Here is a 15,865-nt window from a genome sequence, read left to right as displayed (position 1 = left end):
GCATTGATGGCCCATCATGGGTCAATATTTTGAGGGATGACCAGAGGGATAACATGGATTTTGCGCAAGTAACGGATGCCAGTTTTGAAGCCGATGTATTGAATGCTGAGGGTCCGGTTTTGGTGGATTTTTGGGCAGAATGGTGTGGCCCCTGCAAGCAGATTGCGCCGATTTTGGAAGAATTGGCCCAGGAAATGGCGGGCAAGGTCACCATTGCCAAGGTGAACATTGATGACAATCCGCAGACACCGTCGAAATATGGCGTGCGCGGCATTCCCACGTTGATCCTGTTCAAAGATGGCCAAGTGGCCAGCACCAAGGTTGGCACGGTGCCCAAAAGCGCCCTTGCCGAATGGATCAACTCCGTTATCTAGGGGAACAGGTCTTAAGCTTTTTAAAACGGCCCCCAAATTGGCGGGCCGTTTTTTTTATGGCCTTATTTAGGCGCTTCCCCATTGGCGGCCAACACGGCCCCTGCCAGATGAAGGGACCCCGTGATCATCACGCGACCGGGCTTTCTCAATTTTATTTTGGCGATGGCCGCTTCCAGGCTCCGAGCTTCATGGGCGGCAATGTTGAGCCCCCGCGCGTTTTTTACCATTTGGACTGTATCGTGACTGGCATGGGGGCTGCCCGGTATGGGGATTGCCCAGAGCGTGCCCACACGCGATGCCAGCGGTTTTAGAAAGCCCTGAGTGTCCTTGCTGTGGAGCATGCCAAGGATCAGATAAAGCGGTCGATCATTCCAATGGGAAAGATTTTTGGCCATTACCCGGCCTGCGGCGGGATTGTGCCCACCATCCAGCCACACCTCAAACCCTGCGTCCAATAAGGGCTTGGCCAATTTGCCGGGCTTAAGCCGTTGCATCCGTCCGGGCCAGTGCGCGGTTTCAAGGCCACGCTGAATTGTTTTATCGGTGATGCGCTGATCGTGAAGGGTATCAAGGGCGGCAATGGCATTGGCTGCATTGGCAATCTGGTGGGCACCAGAAAGGGCAGGGGTTGGAAAGATGCGGTCGCCCTGATTATCTTGATAAACCATGGCCGAATTTTTCAAACTTGCTTTGAAATCAATGCCTTGTCGGATCAGCGGCGTGCCCAGTTTTTTGGCATGCTGGGCCAGAACCTGTGCGGCAATCGGGTGCTGGAGGGCGATAATGGCGGGCACCGATGGCCTTAAAATACCTGCTTTTTCCCCGGCAATTTCGCCAAGGGTGCGTCCTAAAAATTGTTGATGGTCGATGGAGATGGGGGTGATCACACACGCTGCTGGTCGGGCGATGACATTGGTTGCATCCAGCCGTCCGCCCAGACCGGTTTCCAAAAGGGTGATGTCGGCTTTGGTTTGAGCAAAGGCAAGAAATGCCATGGCCGTGGTGATTTCAAAAAAAGTAATGGGTCCGCCATCATTGGCATCTTCACAATCGCGCAACAACGCACTTAAGCGCGCGTCGCCGATGATGCGCCCCTTTGGGCGGATGCGTTCATTGAACCGAACAAGATGGGGTGAGGTATAGAGATGGGCTTTCAGCCCCGCTGCGCGGGCCATGGCATTCATGAAGGCAAGGGTTGATCCCTTGCCGTTGGTTCCCGCAACGTGGATCACAGGGGGCATTGAATTTTGGGGATTGCCCAGGGCACCAAGCAGTCGTTCAATCCGACCGAGCGACAGGTCGATGGTTAGGGGATGCAGCTTTCTCAGCCGCTTGAGGAGGGCGCTATTTTCCAGGAACAGCATTCCCGCTTGAACGCCGATCCCTGCCTCCGGGTGCGCCGGGCATGGTCACCACATCACCCGCAGGTGTGCGGTTGCATAAAAGATCGATGATTCTGGCCAGGGTGTCATGCATGTCCTGGCGGTGAACCACCATATCGATCATGCCATGTTCCAAAAGATATTCTGCGCGCTGGAATCCTTCGGGCAGGGTTTCGCGGATGGTGCTTTCGATCACGCGCGATCCGGCAAAGCCAATGATGGCCCCGGGTTCTGCAATGGAAATGTCACCTAACATGGCAAAGCTTGCGGAAACCCCGCCAGTAGTGGGGTCTGTCAGGACAACAATATAGGGCAGGCCCGCCTCGCGAACTTCTTCTACGGCCACGGTGGTTCTGGGCATTTGCATCAGCGATAAAATGCCTTCTTGCATACGCGCCCCACCGGATGCCGGAAACACAATCAGCGGTGCTTCTTGCAGCACGGCAAGTCTGGCAGCGGCGATCAAACCTTCGCCAACGGCAACCCCCATGGAGCCGCCCATAAATGGGAAATCGAATGCGGCAACCACCGCGCCCATGCCGCCGATTTTGCCGTGGGCAACATAGATAGAATCGTCGCCTTGGGTCTTGTTGCGGCTTTCTTTCAACCGATCAGAATACCGTTTTTGGTCCTTGAATTTCAGGGGGTCATCAATGGTTTTCTGAAGCTCGATGATTTGATAGCTGTCGGGATCGAACACCATATCGAGGCGTTCTTTCGCCGTCACCCGCATATGGTGGCCGCAATGGGAACAAACATGAAGACTGGAAGCCAGCTCGCGATGAAAGATCATTTGTTCGCAAGAAGGACATTTGTGCCAGAGATTATCAGGCACGTTTTCCTTGCGAACCAGCGCGCGGATTTTGGGTCGGACGAAATTTGTAAGCCAATTCATATTAATGATCCGGATTATTTCTGTTTATCACGGGCATTGCGAACACCGTCCGCCAATTTTGATACAAAAGCATGGGTATTATCAATCAATTCTGGCTTTGCAGACCCTTCATCGTCAAGCCCTTCACGTATGCAGGTTACCACGGCGCTGCCAACCACGGTCGCATCAGCGATGCGGGCCATGGCGGCCGCTTGTTCTGGTGTTTTGATGCCGAAACCAATGGCAATGGGAAGATCGGTGGCGGTGCGCAGCTGTTCAACGCGCGCGCACGCATCGTCCGCATTGGCCATCCGGGTGCCGGTAATGCCGGTGATAGAGACATAATAGATGAACCCTGACGTGTTTTTCAAAACCTGGGTCATACGCTTTTCATCGGTGGTGGGGGTTGCCAGCCGGATGAAGTGCATGTTGGCTTTAAGGGATGGCAGGCAAAGTTCTTCGTCTTCTTCTGGTGGCAGATCAACAATGATCAGCCCATCCACGCCAGCAGCCAATGCATCGGTTAAAAAGCGATCATTGCCGTAAATATAGATAGGGTTGTAATAGCCCATAAGAATGATCGGCGTTTCATCATCGGATTTGCGAAACGTGCGAACCATTTCAAGGGTCTTGATCATGTTGTGGCCAGCCTTTAGCGCGCGCAAACTGGCGGCTTGAATCTCGGGGCCATCGGCCATGGGATCAGAAAAGGGCATGCCCAGCTCGATCAGGTCGGCCCCAGCCTCAGATAGCCCAGACAAGAGTGCGTTTGAGGTTTCCATATCTGGATCCCCTGCCGTGATGAAGGTCACAAGGCCCGCGCGGCCTTCTTCGGCCAAGGCTTTAAACCGCTGACCAATCCGGTCCTTCATTGGTGCGCTCACAGTGATTCCTCAAGAAGGTCAGAGACGGTAAACACATCCTTGTCGCCGCGCCCACACAGGTTCATGACCAAAAGATGATCAGATGGAAGCGATGGCGCCATGCGGATGACGTGGGCGAGTGCATGGGCGGGCTCAAGGGCCGGAATAATGCCTTCCAACTGCGAGCATAGTTTGAACGCAGCCAGGGCTTCCTTATCGGTGGCGGACACATAATTGACCCGCCCCTGATCGTGCAGCCATGCGTGTTCCGGGCCAATGCCGGGGTAATCGAGCCCTGCAGAAATAGAGTGTGCCTCTGTGATCTGGCCATCATCATCTTGCAAAAGATAAGTGCGGTTGCCATGGAGAACCCCCGGCGATCCGGCACTGATAGAGGCGGCATGCTTGCCGGTTTCAATGCCATTGCCTGCGGCTTCAACGGCAAACATGTCAATTTCGGGGGTGTCCAGAAACGTGTGGAACAGGCCGATGGCGTTTGATCCGCCACCGATGCACGCGACCAGAGAATCGGGCAGGCGGCCTTCGGCGGCTTGCATCTGGATGCGGGTTTCGCGCCCGATGATGGATTGGAAATCCCGGACCATGGCCGGATAGGGGTGCGGCCCGGCGGCGGTACCGATCAGGTAATAGGTGTTTTCGACATTGGCGACCCAATCGCGCAGCGCTTCGTTCATGGCATCTTTAAGGGTTTGGGAACCCGACGTCACCGGGATCACTTCGGCACCCAACAGTTTCATGCGAAAGACATTAGGTTGTTGGCGTTTGATATCGGTTTCGCCCATATAAATGGTGCAGCTCAGGCCAAACCGGGCACAGACCGTGGCCGTGGCCACGCCATGCTGACCGGCACCAGTTTCGGCAATGATGCGGGTTTTGCCCATGCGCCGGGCCAAAAGAATTTGGCCCAAACAATTGTTGATCTTATGAGACCCGGTGTGGTTAAGCTCATCGCGCTTAAAATAAATCTTTGCCCCGCCCAAATGCTTGGTCAGGCGTTCGGCAAAATAAAGCGGCGATGGCCGGCCGGCATAATTGTTGAGGAAATCATCGAGTTCCACAGCGAAGGCAGGATCATTTTTTGACTCAATCCATGCCTTTTCCAGATCAAGGATAAGCGGCATCAGGGTTTCAGCGACAAACCGGCCGCCAAAACTATCAAAATGGCCCGCTTCATCGGGGCCGGAACCATAGATATTTGTGGTGTTCATAATCGGGCTCATTTTAGGGTATTGGGTGTTTGATGCCCATTACAATTGTGATGCGGCTTCCAGAAAAGACTGGATCAATACGGGATCTTTCTGTCCGGGCCCGGTTTCGACACCAGATGATACATCAACGGCCAGCGCCCCGGCGGTTTCAATGGCCTGGGCCAGATTATTGGCATCCAGACCCCCCGACAACATCCATGGATGGTTCCAGGTGGTCCCTTTTAAAAGGCGCCAGTCAAATTTCAGGGCATTGCCGCCGGGTAAGGCATCTTTGTCTTCTGCGGGGGCCAAGGCATCGAACAAAAGATAATCAGCAACCGCATCGAATGCTTTTGCCGATGCAATGTCGTCAGAAGTGGCAATTTTAATGGCCTTGATGACAGGAAGGCCAAACCGCGCTTTTGCCTCGGCTACCCGTTCAGGGCTTTCATCACCATGAAATTGCAACATATCAAAGGGGGCTGCTTTCAGGGTTTTGGCAATGGTGTCATCATCGGCATCGACAAAGACGCCAACCCGCCATGTGCCTTTCGGGACCATGGCAGAAAGTTCGGCGGCTAGTTCCAGGGAAAGAAACCGGGGTGATGGCGGGTAAAACATTAACCCAACCAGGGCAGCACCCCCATAAATTGCCGCCGTCATGGCGACCTTCGAATTAACTCCGCAAATTTTGACAGCAATGGTCATGATTGGGCGTGATCTCCATTTTCAATGTCTTCGACAATTTTTTGGGCGGCTGCGGCGGGATCTGGGGCCGCGGTAATGGGGCGGCCAATCACCAGATAATCAGAACCGGCTTTGATGGCGTCTGTCGGTGTCATGATGCGTTTTTGATCCCCTATATCTGCGCCTTTTGGGCGGATGCCCGGGGTGACCAGAATAAAATCAGGCCCAAGGGCTGCACGTAAACTGGCAATTTCCAGTGCCGAACACACCACGCCGTCCAATCCGCACGCAGCAATGGTTCGTGCCAGAGCCTCCACCTGATCTTCGACCGTGCCTGCAATGTTCATGGCTTCAAGGTCGGTTTGGTCCAGCGATGTCAGGACGGTGACGGCAATCACCTTTGGTCGTGGGTGGCCGGCATCGGCAGCACCTTCTTCGGCACCCTTGTATGCGGCTTCCAGCATGGCCCGGCCACCAAAGCCATGGACATTGATAATCGCTGGCCCAAGCACTGCGGCGGATCGCATGGCAGCGGCCACGGTGTTGGGAATGTCATGAAATTTCAGGTCCAGAAACAGCGCGGCATCTGGCGCTTCATCCATCACCCGGCGCACGCCATCGGGGCCGTTGGCTGTGAAAAATTCCAGCCCCAGTTTGATGCCCCCGATGGCACCAGAGAGCGATTTTGCCATCGCGCGCGCGCGATCGATATCCGGGGTATCAATGGCACAGAAGATACGGTCCCTGATGGAACCGGGGCGCACGGTATGGGATGGGTTTTGGGTCATGGCTCAAGCCTGGAATCAAATCAGTAAAATTGGGGCCGATTTATAGCCTTATACGGGGTTAAGACAACCAAAACCCGACATTTAGAATATTGGTGGGCTATTTGTGGGTTATTCGTTCCCTGACGCAAGCAGACGACGGATGCGGCCTGGTTGGGGTGTGGGGCTAAATTCATTGCCCATGCCCACCGGGTGGCCATGGCCCGTTTGTTCAATTTCGCTCAAACGGGTTTGTAACCGTTGGGTTTCTGCTTCCAGTTCACGCTCGCGTTTTTGGCCGCGCCTGCGGGCAAACCACCCCGGAACCCCGGAAATCCAGTAATAAAGTGCCGTAATGGCGCATCCTGAGAAAAAAGCACCAAGAACAGCGCCATAGATAGGCACCGTCACCTCAAAGGGCAGCGGCCATATGCGCAAGGTCAGGGGTGCCACGTTAACGGCGGCAAAAGCCCCCCCAAGGGCAAGGCAGGGAATGGCAAGAAGCCAGAACAAGAGGCGCACGGTTTAATCCTCACCTTGATTGTCCAAGAGATGAATAGCAGGTTGCCAGAGCGCGAAACTGTCAGGTCAGGCGTTAGCGCGCGTTCAGGCGCTCGCGAAGAAGCTTTCCGGTTTTAAAGAACGGAACATGCTTTTCTGCGACCTGAACCGATTCACCCGTCCTGGGGTTGCGACCGGTACGGGCATCACGATTTTTGACCGAAAATGCCCCGAAGCCACGAAGCTCCACCCGATCGCCACGCGAAAGGGCCGTGCTGATTTCATCAAAAATAGCCGTGACAATACGTTCCACATCTCTGTGGTAGAGGTGCGGATTTTTCTCAGCGAGACGCAGGATAAGTTCAGATTTGGTCATGGCATTCTCTCTGCCTTATGGCCTTTGGCCAAAATTTTCAGAAATTCGTGATTTAATAGAATGTATATCACTCAGGTTGCCAAAGTGAAATCAGCCCGTCAAGTGTAAGTCTTTCAGAAAACAATGTTTTTCCCATCATTTGCCGGAAGAAATCGAAGGGCCCATCACTTTCTCGCGTCGTTCTAACATCTTTAAGTGGAAGTTTCGCGGCCAAATCACGGGATTTTGTCAGCCAAATCCGGGCTTGGGTTTCACCCCCAATGCCATCGATCAGGCCCAGTTTTAAGGCTTGGCGACCAGTGAAAATACGCCCATCAGCAAGTTTTCGGGCCTTTACCAGGCTCATGTCGCGCCTTTTTGCCACCATGCCCACAAATTGACCATACATGTCCATCACGACGGTGCGCGCGGCAATACGGCCTTTTTGGGTCAGAGGCTCAAACGGGGATGGGACAGCTTTAAGGGGGGCAGATTTGATGGCTTCTGCCTTGATGCCCAGTTTGCCAAGCAGCCCCGTGACGTCGGTGCTTTGCAAGATCACGCCGATAGAGCCGGTGACGGTTCCTTCACGGGCAAGGATATGATCGGCCCCAAGGGCTGCCATGTAGCCCCCCGATGCGGCAAGGGTCCCCATGACGGCGATCACAGGTTTTTTGGCGGCCACTGCACGCAGATCTAGATACAGCGATTCCCCGCCAACCACAGTCCCGCCGGGACTGTTGATATGGACAATCAATGCTTTAATTTTTTTATTGGCCGCGATCCGGCGCAACGTCCGTGCCCGGAACTGGCTTTCGACAATGATCCCGGAAACGGAAATTCGGGCAATATGGCTGCGGGTAAACACGTTGCTGTTTTCAGCAAAAGCGACAATTAAAAGTGCGGTGATGGCGATAACGGAAACCAGACGCCACCATTTAAGGTGACGCCTGGTCCGCCTGCGATCAATCGCGATATCGGAATCGAAGGACATGGGTTTTTAATCGTCCTCTTTCATAAGGTGACTCCGCTCAGGGAATTAGTCTTCTTTCCCGGGCTTATCTGCTTCTGCTTCTGCATCTGCTTTTGCGGGTTCAGCTTCGACAACTTCTTCGACAGCTTCTTCCACAACGTCATCTGCAGTTTCATCATCCCCTGCGTCGCCGCGGGCTTCGTTCGCTTTGCTGATTGCGGCACCAAGGATGTCGCCAAGGCTGGCACCGGAATCTGAAGATCCGAACTGGGCCATGGCTTCTTTTTCTTCCCTGACTTCACGAACTTTGATGGATAGGGTCAGTTTCCGCGTTGAGCGATCAACATTGGAAATCTGCGCATCGACTTTTTCACCAACGGCAAAACGATCAGGGCGTTGTTCGGAACGGTCCCTTGCCAAATCGCCTCGGCGAATAAAGCCCTGGGTACCATCCACATCAACTTCCAGACCATTGTCAGTGACGGCCTTGACCGTACACGTGACGACAGCGCCTTTTTTCAGTTCATCGGCACGGCCTTCAAAGGGATCTTCGGTCAGCTGCTTGATGCCAAGACTGATCCGTTCCTTTTCGATGTCAATATCCAGAACCTTGACCTTAATGATATCGCCCTTGTTGAAATCGGCGAGCACTTCTTCGCCAGAGCGGTTCCAGTCAACGTCAGACAAATGGATCATGCCGTCAATATCACCGGGCAGGCCAACGAACAGGCCAAATTCGGTGATATTTTTAATTTCACCCTCAAGTTCAAGGCCAGGCTTGAACTGTTCGGAAAAGTCCTGCCATGGATTTTCTGAACATTGCTTGAGACCGAGAGAGATGCGACGCTTTTGCGGGTCGACATCCAAAACCATAACTTCCACTTCCTGAGAGGTGGAGACGATCTTGCCCGGATGGACATTTTTCTTGGTCCAGCTCATTTCCGAAACATGGATAAGCGCTTCGACGCCTGGTTCCAGTTCGACGAAGGCGCCGTAATCGGTAATGTTGGTGATCCGGCCTGTAAACTTGGTGCCCACGGGATATTTCTGCTCGATGCCTTCCCATGGATCAGTTTCCAGTTGCTTCATGCCGAGGCTGATGCGCTGGTTTTCAGGATTGAAACGGATAATCTGAACCTTGATGGTATCGCCAACAGTCAGAACTTCAGACGGGTGATTGACACGACGCCATGAAATATCGGTGATGTGAAGCAAGCCATCAACACCGCCCAGATCAATGAACGCACCGTAATCGGTGATGTTCTTGACCATGCCTTCGAGAACCTGGCCTTCCTTGAGGTTGGCAATCAGTTCTGTGCGGGCTTCGGCGCGGGATTCTTCCAACACGGCACGTCGCGACACGACAATGTTGCCGCGTGAACGATCCATCTTGAGAATCTGAAATTCCTGGGGGGTGCCCATAAGGTGGCTGATATCGCGGATGGGCCGGATATCAACTTGGGAGCCAGGCAGGAAGGCGATGGCACCAGAAAGGTCGACGGTAAATCCGCCTTTGACCCGGCCAAAGATGGTTCCCTGAACCCGTTCGCTATCCAGATGTGCTTTTTCCAGCAAGATCCACGATTCTTCGCGACGGGCTTTTTCCCGGCTGAGAACGGCTTCTCCGTTGCGGTCTTCGTATCGTTCCAGAAGGACTTCTACTTCATCTCCGGGCTTGAGCTCGGACTTTTGACCGGGCGCTGCAAATTCCTTAAGCGGAACCCTGCCTGCAGATTTAAGGCCGACATCGATAATTGCCATGTCGTTTTCCACGGCGATGACGTTGCCCTTAAGGACATTGCCTTCGGCGGGGCCACCATTGATGAGGGATTCTTCCAATAATTCTGAAAAGTTTTCGCCAGTCGAATAGGCTTCTGCCTGTCCGGCGCTTTGATCTGACATATGTTCTCTACCTTTTTTCCTTTTCGCGGCGGCCCCGCGCCCCAATGGCGCTTCCCAATTTGGAGGGGGCGGCCTGTTTCCCTGCAAAGCAAGGAACCTCCCGCAAGGGAGGGTACGCAAATCGCGGTTCTTGATTGTGTCCGCAAGGGCTTTACGCGTCTGACTTTCTGCCGCCAACCCCAATGATCGATGTGATGATCTTAAGGGCGGCTTCGAAGGCCTGATCCGCGTTCAGTCCCGTAGTGTCCAGCAAGTGAGCATCCGCCGCCTGTCTCAACGGTGATTCGGATCGCTCCATGTCGCGCGCATCACGCACACGCATATCCTGCAAAACGTCGGCCTTTATACTGCCCTCACCCCTATCCCGCAACTCTTTAAGCCGCCGCGCTGCACGGACCTCCAGATCTGCGGTGACAAATAATTTAACATCGGCCTCTGGGCAGACAACGGTGCCGATATCGCGGCCATCAATGACCGCCCCTGGGGCAGGGGACCCGGATATTTCGGGGTTTTTGGCAAAATCTTGTTGAAATTTCAGCAATTCGGCCCGAACCGGGCCATATGCGGCAATTTTGGCGGCGACCAAAGCGACCGGGTCTTCAACCAGCGCCGGGTTTTCAAGGTCTTTGGCCGAAATCTGTCTTGCCCCATGGGTTGCCGCTTCAACATCGTCAGGGTTTTGGCCATTTTCCATCAGATAGGCGGCCGTTGCTCGATACAATTTTCCAGAATCCAGACGGCCATACCCTAAATGGGTGGCGATCCGTGCTGACAGAGTGCCTTTGCCCCCGGCGGCAGGGCCGTCTATGGCGATGATGATCATTTCAGGCGGCTCATGATGGGGGGGTGAGCGGTTGGATATTGGCACCCAGCCCATTCATTAATCGATCAAAGTCTGGGAAACTGGTGGTGATGGCGCGGCCATCATCCACGGTGACGGGCGTTTCACACGCCATGCCGGCCACCAGAAATGACATGGCGATGCGGTGATCAAAATGGCTGGTGACGGCGCCGCCCCCCTTGGGCGGGTTGCCGGATCCCGGAATGGTCAAACTGTCATCGCCCTCAACCGGGTCAATGCCGATGGCATTCAGGCCAGCGATGATGGCTGCGATCCGGTCGCTTTCCTTAACCCGTAATTCCCCGATGCCTTGCATGATTGTTGGTCCTTCGGCAAAGGCTGCAGCGACCGCCATGATGGGATATTCATCGATCATGGAAGGTGCGCGGTCGGCCGGAATTTCGATCCCCTTGAGGGAGGACGCCCGAACGGCAATGTCACAGACCGGCTCGCCGGCACTTTCGCGGGTGTTTTGAAATTCGATGTCTGCGCCCATTTCCATGAGGCTCTGGTACAGCCCGATGCGCAAAGGATTAATGCCAACATTGCGAATCAAAACATCAGAACCCGGACAAATCAGGGCGGCGACGGCAATAAAGGCAGCCGATGATGGATCGCCGGGGACAGAAACAGGCTTGGCGGTCAGTTCCGGCTGGCCATCAATGGTGATGTGTTTTGCGCCATGGGCATCTGTTTTGGCGTCACATTTTGCGCCAAAATAGGACAGCATCAATTCGGTGTGGTCCCTGGTGGCCTCAGGTTCAATCACGGTCGTTCGCCCCGGCGTGTTTAGACCGGCAAGGAGGATGGCAGACTTAACCTGCGCTGAGGGAACAGGAAGCCTGTAGGTGATTGGCACCGGCATGCGCGAGCCTTGTAACGTGAGCGGCAGACGCCCGCCACTGCGTGCTGTAAATTCTGCACCCATTTGGGAAAGCGGTTCTATGATTCGCGACATCGGCCGTTCCACCAGAGAATGGTCGCCGGTGATCTGGGCAGTGATGGGGTGGGTCCCAAGGATGCCCATGAGAAGTCGGGCACCAGTTCCGGAATTGCCAAAGTCGAGAGTGGTTGATGGATCAGCCAAGCCCCCAAGGCCGACACCATCAACGGTATAAATTGCTGCATTTTCACGCACGACCTTAACCCCAAGGGCCCGAAGGACGGATGCCGTTGCCATGACGTCGCCCCCTTCTAAAAGTCCGGTGATGCGGGTATGGCCAACACTGATGGCACCGATCATCAATGCACGGTGCGAAATGGATTTATCACCAGGAACACCGATATCGCCTTTAAGGGCAGAGACGGGTGAGGAGGTCAGGGGCTGGGCACTGGTCTGCGTCATTTTTGGCTCTTGTGGCTTTGTTGTGTTCAAAAGGTTATTTTATGAATGCATCTTTGGTCGTGCTTTAGGCATCAGGCCCCTGTAAATACTGGATTCTTACGGCCAAGGCTGTGCCTGCTTTAGCATAACCCAACCGCCCTGTCTTGGTTGGGAGGTTTTGGTGCAATCAAAATGATTGAGGGAATGATTAAATTAGTTTTGACAGGCGAGAGGGATCATGGCAATTGGCTTAAGAGATATTTTTTATAACACCCTCGGTTGATGGTTAATTGGTTGACGCTCCGGGTATCTCCGGAGGGGATTTTAAAAGTTGGAGGAACTCGTGGCAAAACCAGAGTGGGGCGTCAAGCGTACTTGCCAGGAATGTGACGCAAAATTTTATGACATGTGTCGGGAAGAAATAATCTGTCCCAAATGTGAGGCTGTGTTTGTTCCTGTAAAGCCAAAGCCCAGGCGCGCAAAAGCCGAAGCAGAGGTGGTGGCAGTTGTGGAAGCCCCGCCAAAGGCACAAGGCGGGGATGATGAGGATTCGGATCAGGACGAAAATCCGGATAAAAAAATCGATGAAGCGCTTGGCGATATTGGCATCAGTGACGACGACGATGAAGAAGAAGATGATGATGATGATGGGGACATCATTGGCGACACATCTGATTTTGGAGACGACGAAGATGATGTTGCTGAAGTGGTTGAGAAAAAGGGTGCCAGCACCGATGATTAATAAGATTGGCGCTGTTGCCAGCATTGGCCCCCAAGATTTTTTACTTGCCTAAATCACCAACGTAATCCTATTTTCCCATCCGCCATAAATCTGCAGAAGGTTTATGGGGCACTTCCGCAAGCGTTATGCTTGTGCGGAGCCCGAAATTCGGGGCCGTAGCTCAGTTGGGAGAGCGCGTGAATGGCATTCACGAGGTCAGGGGTTCGATTCCCCTCGGCTCCACCATATCAGGAAAGGCCCGGCAAAAGCCGGGCCTTTGTTGTTTTGCAGGGCGTTTTCAGAGCCATTCTTCCCGCAGATGCACCCACCATTTCAGTGACGGAACCCGTGGGTCAATTTTATTCATCTTTTGGGTGAATTTGTTTGTTGAAAATCCATAATCAATTGAAAATAAACAATATTTTATTTTGTCCGGGGTCGTTTTTTTGTGTCATCTAAAGGGTTTCTTAGCGAAGCCCAATTAGGCTTGGGGGTATAGAAAATCAGTGAAAATAAGATCGGACTTTAGGCAATGACCATGGCGATCCTCGATAATTCCAGACTGATGTCTGATCAGGACCTTGCGATTTTAGGGCTGCAAAATGTGGCTTATGTGAAATCCGTCACGATCCAGGGCGTGTCTGCATTTTCAGTCCATGCCGCAGATGGCACCGAAATAGCCATTTTGGGCGATCGGGATGTGGCATTTTCGACCATACGCGACCATGACATGGAAGCCGTTTGCGTCAATTAAGACCGACATGAATGCCTGCTTGTGGGCATGATCTTCTAAAATCTTAAAAAAATAAACTTGGATTTGGGCTTACGGATTAAGCCGCGTTGCTGGCTACGGGCTCTGTTAACAGCAGATAAAGGGCATCGGTCGATTCAGAGCCGCGCAGTTTATCGCATGTGGCGCGATCGCGGAGCTGTCGGGAAACCCGGGCCAAAGCCTTCAGATGATCAGCGCCTGCAGATTCCGGGGCCAAAAGAAGAAAAATCAGGTCGACGGGTTGTTCATCAACCGAGTCGTAATCCACACTTTGATCCAGGCGGGCGAACACGCCATACAATTGAGGCAGATCAGCCAGCTTGCCGTGGGGAATGGCGACACCAGAACCAACACCCGTGGTCCCAAGGCGTTCGCGTTCAATCAGAATCTCAAAGATTCTTTTTTCACCCATGCCCGTGATCTCTGCAGCGATGCGAGAGAGTTCCTGAAGGGCCTGCTTCTTGCTGGTTACTTTAAGATTGGGGATCACGGCTTGGGCTGTAATCAGGTCTGCAATATCCACTGTTGCATCCTTGTTGCTGTATTTTGCTTGAGCAGGTCTCGTGTGACGGCTGCCGGTCAGCGTGTTTGTCTGTTTAGAGGTTTATAACCCGCTGGTTGCAAGCTGAGTTCGGCGCAAATTAGTTTCCGCACCTGCGGGAGTCAAGGGCCCTATATTTATTGTGTAATTTCAGATGGTTAGGGATTTTTCGCGGCGTCGCTGAACCGATGATGGGATATGTAGGGTCTCGCGATATTTGGCGACGGTTCGCCGCGCAATGTCCACGCCTTCGGCAGAAAGGATGTTAACAATTTTGTCATCGGAAAGAATTGATTTCGGTTTTTCACCGCCAATCAGTTCCTTGATACGGTAGCGCACCGCTTCGGCCGAATGGGCGTCCCCGCCTTTGGTGGACATGATTGCTGCGGTGAAAAAATATTTCAATTCGAAAACGCCCCTGGGCGTTGAAATGAATTTATTCGTTGTCACCCGGCTTACCGTACTTTCATGCATTTCGATGGCATCGGCAATTTCACGAAGGGTAAGGGGACGGAGATATTTGACACCCTTGTTAAGGAAGGCATCCTGGGTTCGAACGATTTCCGTTGATACCTTGAGGATGGTTGTTGCCCGTTGGTGCAGGGCTTTGATCAGCCAATTGGCCGATGCCAATCGTTCGCTCAAGTATTCACGGTCTTTCTTCGCGCGCACAACTTTTTTGACCTCGGCAACGTAGGACTGGTTGACCAGCACCCGGGGGAGGGTTTCGGCATTCAGTTCAATATGCCAGCCGCCATCAGGATCATGGGTGCTGGGGGGCTTGGCCCGAACCAGAACATCGGGGATGACGGTTTGTGCAACTTCAGTGTTATGGGAAAGCCCTGGTTTGGGATCAAGGGTACGAATTTCAGCAACCATGTCCATCAGGTCTTCTTCGTCAACGCCGCAAATCCGTTTCAGCGCAGCCATATCGCGGCGCGCCAGAAGTTCAAGATTCTCTGTGAAGGCCACCATTGCAGGATCAAGGCGATCGCGTTCGCGCAGCTGCAGTGCCAGACATTCGCCAAGGTTCCGGGCAAAAATTCCGGCGGGATCAAAGGTCTGGGTTGTTTCCAGGACGGCTTCGACCTGTTCAATGTCGGTGCCAAGCCGTTCTGCAATGTCAGATATTTCCAGCTCCAGATAGCCCGTCTCGTCCAGGGCATCGATCAGGGCGAAGGCAATCAGGCGCTCGCCTGGGTCATTGATGGCCACATTGACCTGACTGTTCAGATGGTCTCGCAGGCTGGATTCTTCTGAAATGATTTCTTCCAGATTGTAGCCCTCGCCCTCGAAACTGCCGCCGCCGCCGCCCCAGTCTTCAAATTGTGGCGGGGGGGAATCGTTGATGTCTGTTCGGTCATCGTTGGTCCAGACATTTTCGAAATCCGTATCAAGGGGGGCATCGCTTGCATCAGGTGGGTTTTCAGCCGTCGCCAAAGTGCTCGTATCAGGCGAAAGCGGCCCATCAATGTCGTCACCGGGGGCGTCTGTGATATCTGTGGGGACATCGTTACCATCACCGGGGGTGTCACCACTAGGTGCGTCACTGGGTGGGTCAAATGATTCCGGGGTGTCTTGGGATTCTGATCCCGCTTCATTTTGCTCTAATCCACCGTCGCCGGTTTCACGTTCTAGAAGCGGGTTTTCTGCAATTTCGGTTTCGACGAATTCAGACAAGTCCTGATTGGAAAGTTGCAGCAGCTTGATCGCCTGTTGCAACTGAGGTGTCATGACCAGAGACGTGGTTTGGCGAAGCGCCAATTTTGGGGATAACGCCATC

Annotated in this window: 17 protein-coding genes and 1 tRNA gene; 4 read left to right on the top strand and 14 right to left on the bottom strand. The window is 53.5% G+C overall.

The window, feature by feature from the left end:
* The first annotated feature begins 53 nt into the window (after positions 1-53).
* On the top strand, positions 54-374 hold the full coding sequence (gene trxA, locus HOJ08_04325) for a thioredoxin TrxA (protein MBT5672663.1): 321 nt from the start codon (positions 54-56) through the stop codon (positions 372-374).
* A 62-nt stretch (positions 375-436) separates the two neighbouring features.
* On the opposite strand, the gene HOJ08_04320 is transcribed toward trxA, so the two are convergent.
* The 12 genes from HOJ08_04320 to aroA form a co-directional block, all read right to left on the bottom strand.
* Positions 437-1,738 carry a bifunctional folylpolyglutamate synthase/dihydrofolate synthase gene (locus HOJ08_04320; protein MBT5672662.1) on the bottom strand — a complete coding sequence of 434 codons (1,302 nt, stop codon included), beginning with the start codon at positions 1,736-1,738 and terminating at the stop codon, positions 437-439.
* On the bottom strand, positions 1,719-2,651 hold the full coding sequence (locus tag HOJ08_04315) for an acetyl-CoA carboxylase carboxyltransferase subunit beta (protein MBT5672661.1): 933 nt from the start codon (positions 2,649-2,651) through the stop codon (positions 1,719-1,721). The genes HOJ08_04320 and HOJ08_04315 overlap by 20 nt, the downstream gene beginning before the upstream one ends.
* Before the next feature lie 14 nt (positions 2,652-2,665).
* The gene (locus tag HOJ08_04310; GenBank protein MBT5672660.1) at positions 2,666-3,502 is read right to left on the bottom strand and encodes a tryptophan synthase subunit alpha; all 837 of its coding nucleotides are present in this window, start codon (positions 3,500-3,502) and stop codon (positions 2,666-2,668) included.
* Between the two features lie 8 nt (positions 3,503-3,510).
* Positions 3,511-4,734 carry a tryptophan synthase subunit beta gene (trpB, locus tag HOJ08_04305; protein ID MBT5672659.1) on the bottom strand — a complete coding sequence of 408 codons (1,224 nt, stop codon included), beginning with the start codon at positions 4,732-4,734 and terminating at the stop codon, positions 3,511-3,513.
* A 27-nt stretch (positions 4,735-4,761) separates the two neighbouring features.
* Positions 4,762-5,409, bottom strand: a complete 648-nt coding sequence (locus HOJ08_04300; GenBank protein ID MBT5672658.1) for a phosphoribosylanthranilate isomerase — start codon at positions 5,407-5,409, stop codon at positions 4,762-4,764.
* Positions 5,406-6,176 (bottom strand): orotidine-5'-phosphate decarboxylase, encoded by a 771-nt coding sequence (gene pyrF, locus HOJ08_04295; protein MBT5672657.1) that lies wholly within the window; start codon positions 6,174-6,176, stop codon positions 5,406-5,408. The genes HOJ08_04300 and pyrF overlap by 4 nt, the downstream gene beginning before the upstream one ends.
* A 108-nt stretch (positions 6,177-6,284) precedes the next feature.
* Positions 6,285-6,674 (bottom strand): hypothetical protein, encoded by a 390-nt coding sequence (locus HOJ08_04290; protein ID MBT5672656.1) that lies wholly within the window; start codon positions 6,672-6,674, stop codon positions 6,285-6,287.
* A gap of 73 nt (positions 6,675-6,747) precedes the next feature.
* A complete protein-coding gene (gene ihfB / locus HOJ08_04285; protein ID MBT5672655.1) occupies positions 6,748-7,029 on the bottom strand; it encodes an integration host factor subunit beta in 282 nt (93 codons plus the stop codon).
* 67 nt (positions 7,030-7,096) lie between these two features.
* Positions 7,097-8,002, bottom strand: coding sequence for a signal peptide peptidase SppA (sppA, locus tag HOJ08_04280; protein ID MBT5672654.1), 906 nt, complete (start codon positions 8,000-8,002; stop codon positions 7,097-7,099).
* Positions 8,003-8,047: 45 nt separating this feature from the next.
* Entirely contained in the window at positions 8,048-9,883 is a 1,836-nt protein-coding gene (gene rpsA, locus HOJ08_04275; protein ID MBT5672653.1) for a 30S ribosomal protein S1, read from the bottom strand.
* A gap of 151 nt (positions 9,884-10,034) precedes the next feature.
* Positions 10,035-10,703 carry a (d)CMP kinase gene (locus HOJ08_04270; GenBank protein MBT5672652.1) on the bottom strand — a complete coding sequence of 223 codons (669 nt, stop codon included), beginning with the start codon at positions 10,701-10,703 and terminating at the stop codon, positions 10,035-10,037.
* 13 nt (positions 10,704-10,716) lie between these two features.
* The gene (gene aroA, locus HOJ08_04265; protein ID MBT5672651.1) at positions 10,717-12,069 is read right to left on the bottom strand and encodes a 3-phosphoshikimate 1-carboxyvinyltransferase; all 1,353 of its coding nucleotides are present in this window, start codon (positions 12,067-12,069) and stop codon (positions 10,717-10,719) included.
* 322 nt (positions 12,070-12,391) lie between these two features.
* Between aroA and HOJ08_04260 the strand changes: the two genes are divergently transcribed.
* From HOJ08_04260 to HOJ08_04250, 3 genes are all read left to right on the top strand, one after another.
* The gene (locus HOJ08_04260; protein ID MBT5672650.1) at positions 12,392-12,790 is read left to right on the top strand and encodes a TIGR02300 family protein; all 399 of its coding nucleotides are present in this window, start codon (positions 12,392-12,394) and stop codon (positions 12,788-12,790) included.
* 149 nt (positions 12,791-12,939) lie between these two features.
* Positions 12,940-13,015: transfer RNA gene (locus HOJ08_04255), tRNA-Ala, on the top strand.
* A 286-nt stretch (positions 13,016-13,301) separates the two neighbouring features.
* Entirely contained in the window at positions 13,302-13,523 is a 222-nt protein-coding gene (locus tag HOJ08_04250) for a DUF1150 family protein (protein MBT5672649.1), read from the top strand.
* A 76-nt stretch (positions 13,524-13,599) separates the two neighbouring features.
* Here HOJ08_04250 and ptsN read toward each other — a convergent pair whose 3' ends face one another.
* Positions 13,600-14,064 carry a PTS IIA-like nitrogen regulatory protein PtsN gene (ptsN, locus tag HOJ08_04245; protein ID MBT5672648.1) on the bottom strand — a complete coding sequence of 155 codons (465 nt, stop codon included), beginning with the start codon at positions 14,062-14,064 and terminating at the stop codon, positions 13,600-13,602.
* Positions 14,065-14,232: 168 nt separating this feature from the next.
* The gene (gene rpoN, locus HOJ08_04240; GenBank protein ID MBT5672647.1) at positions 14,233-15,864 is read right to left on the bottom strand and encodes an RNA polymerase factor sigma-54; all 1,632 of its coding nucleotides are present in this window, start codon (positions 15,862-15,864) and stop codon (positions 14,233-14,235) included.
* Position 15,865 lies beyond the last annotated feature (1 nt).

It is taken from the genome of Rhodospirillales bacterium (assembly GCA_018666775.1).
Classification (GTDB): Bacteria; Pseudomonadota; Alphaproteobacteria; order SMXQ01; family SMXQ01; genus JABIXC01.
Note: the sequence above shows the minus strand (reverse complement) of the source record. Positions and strands in the feature narration are given on the sequence as shown.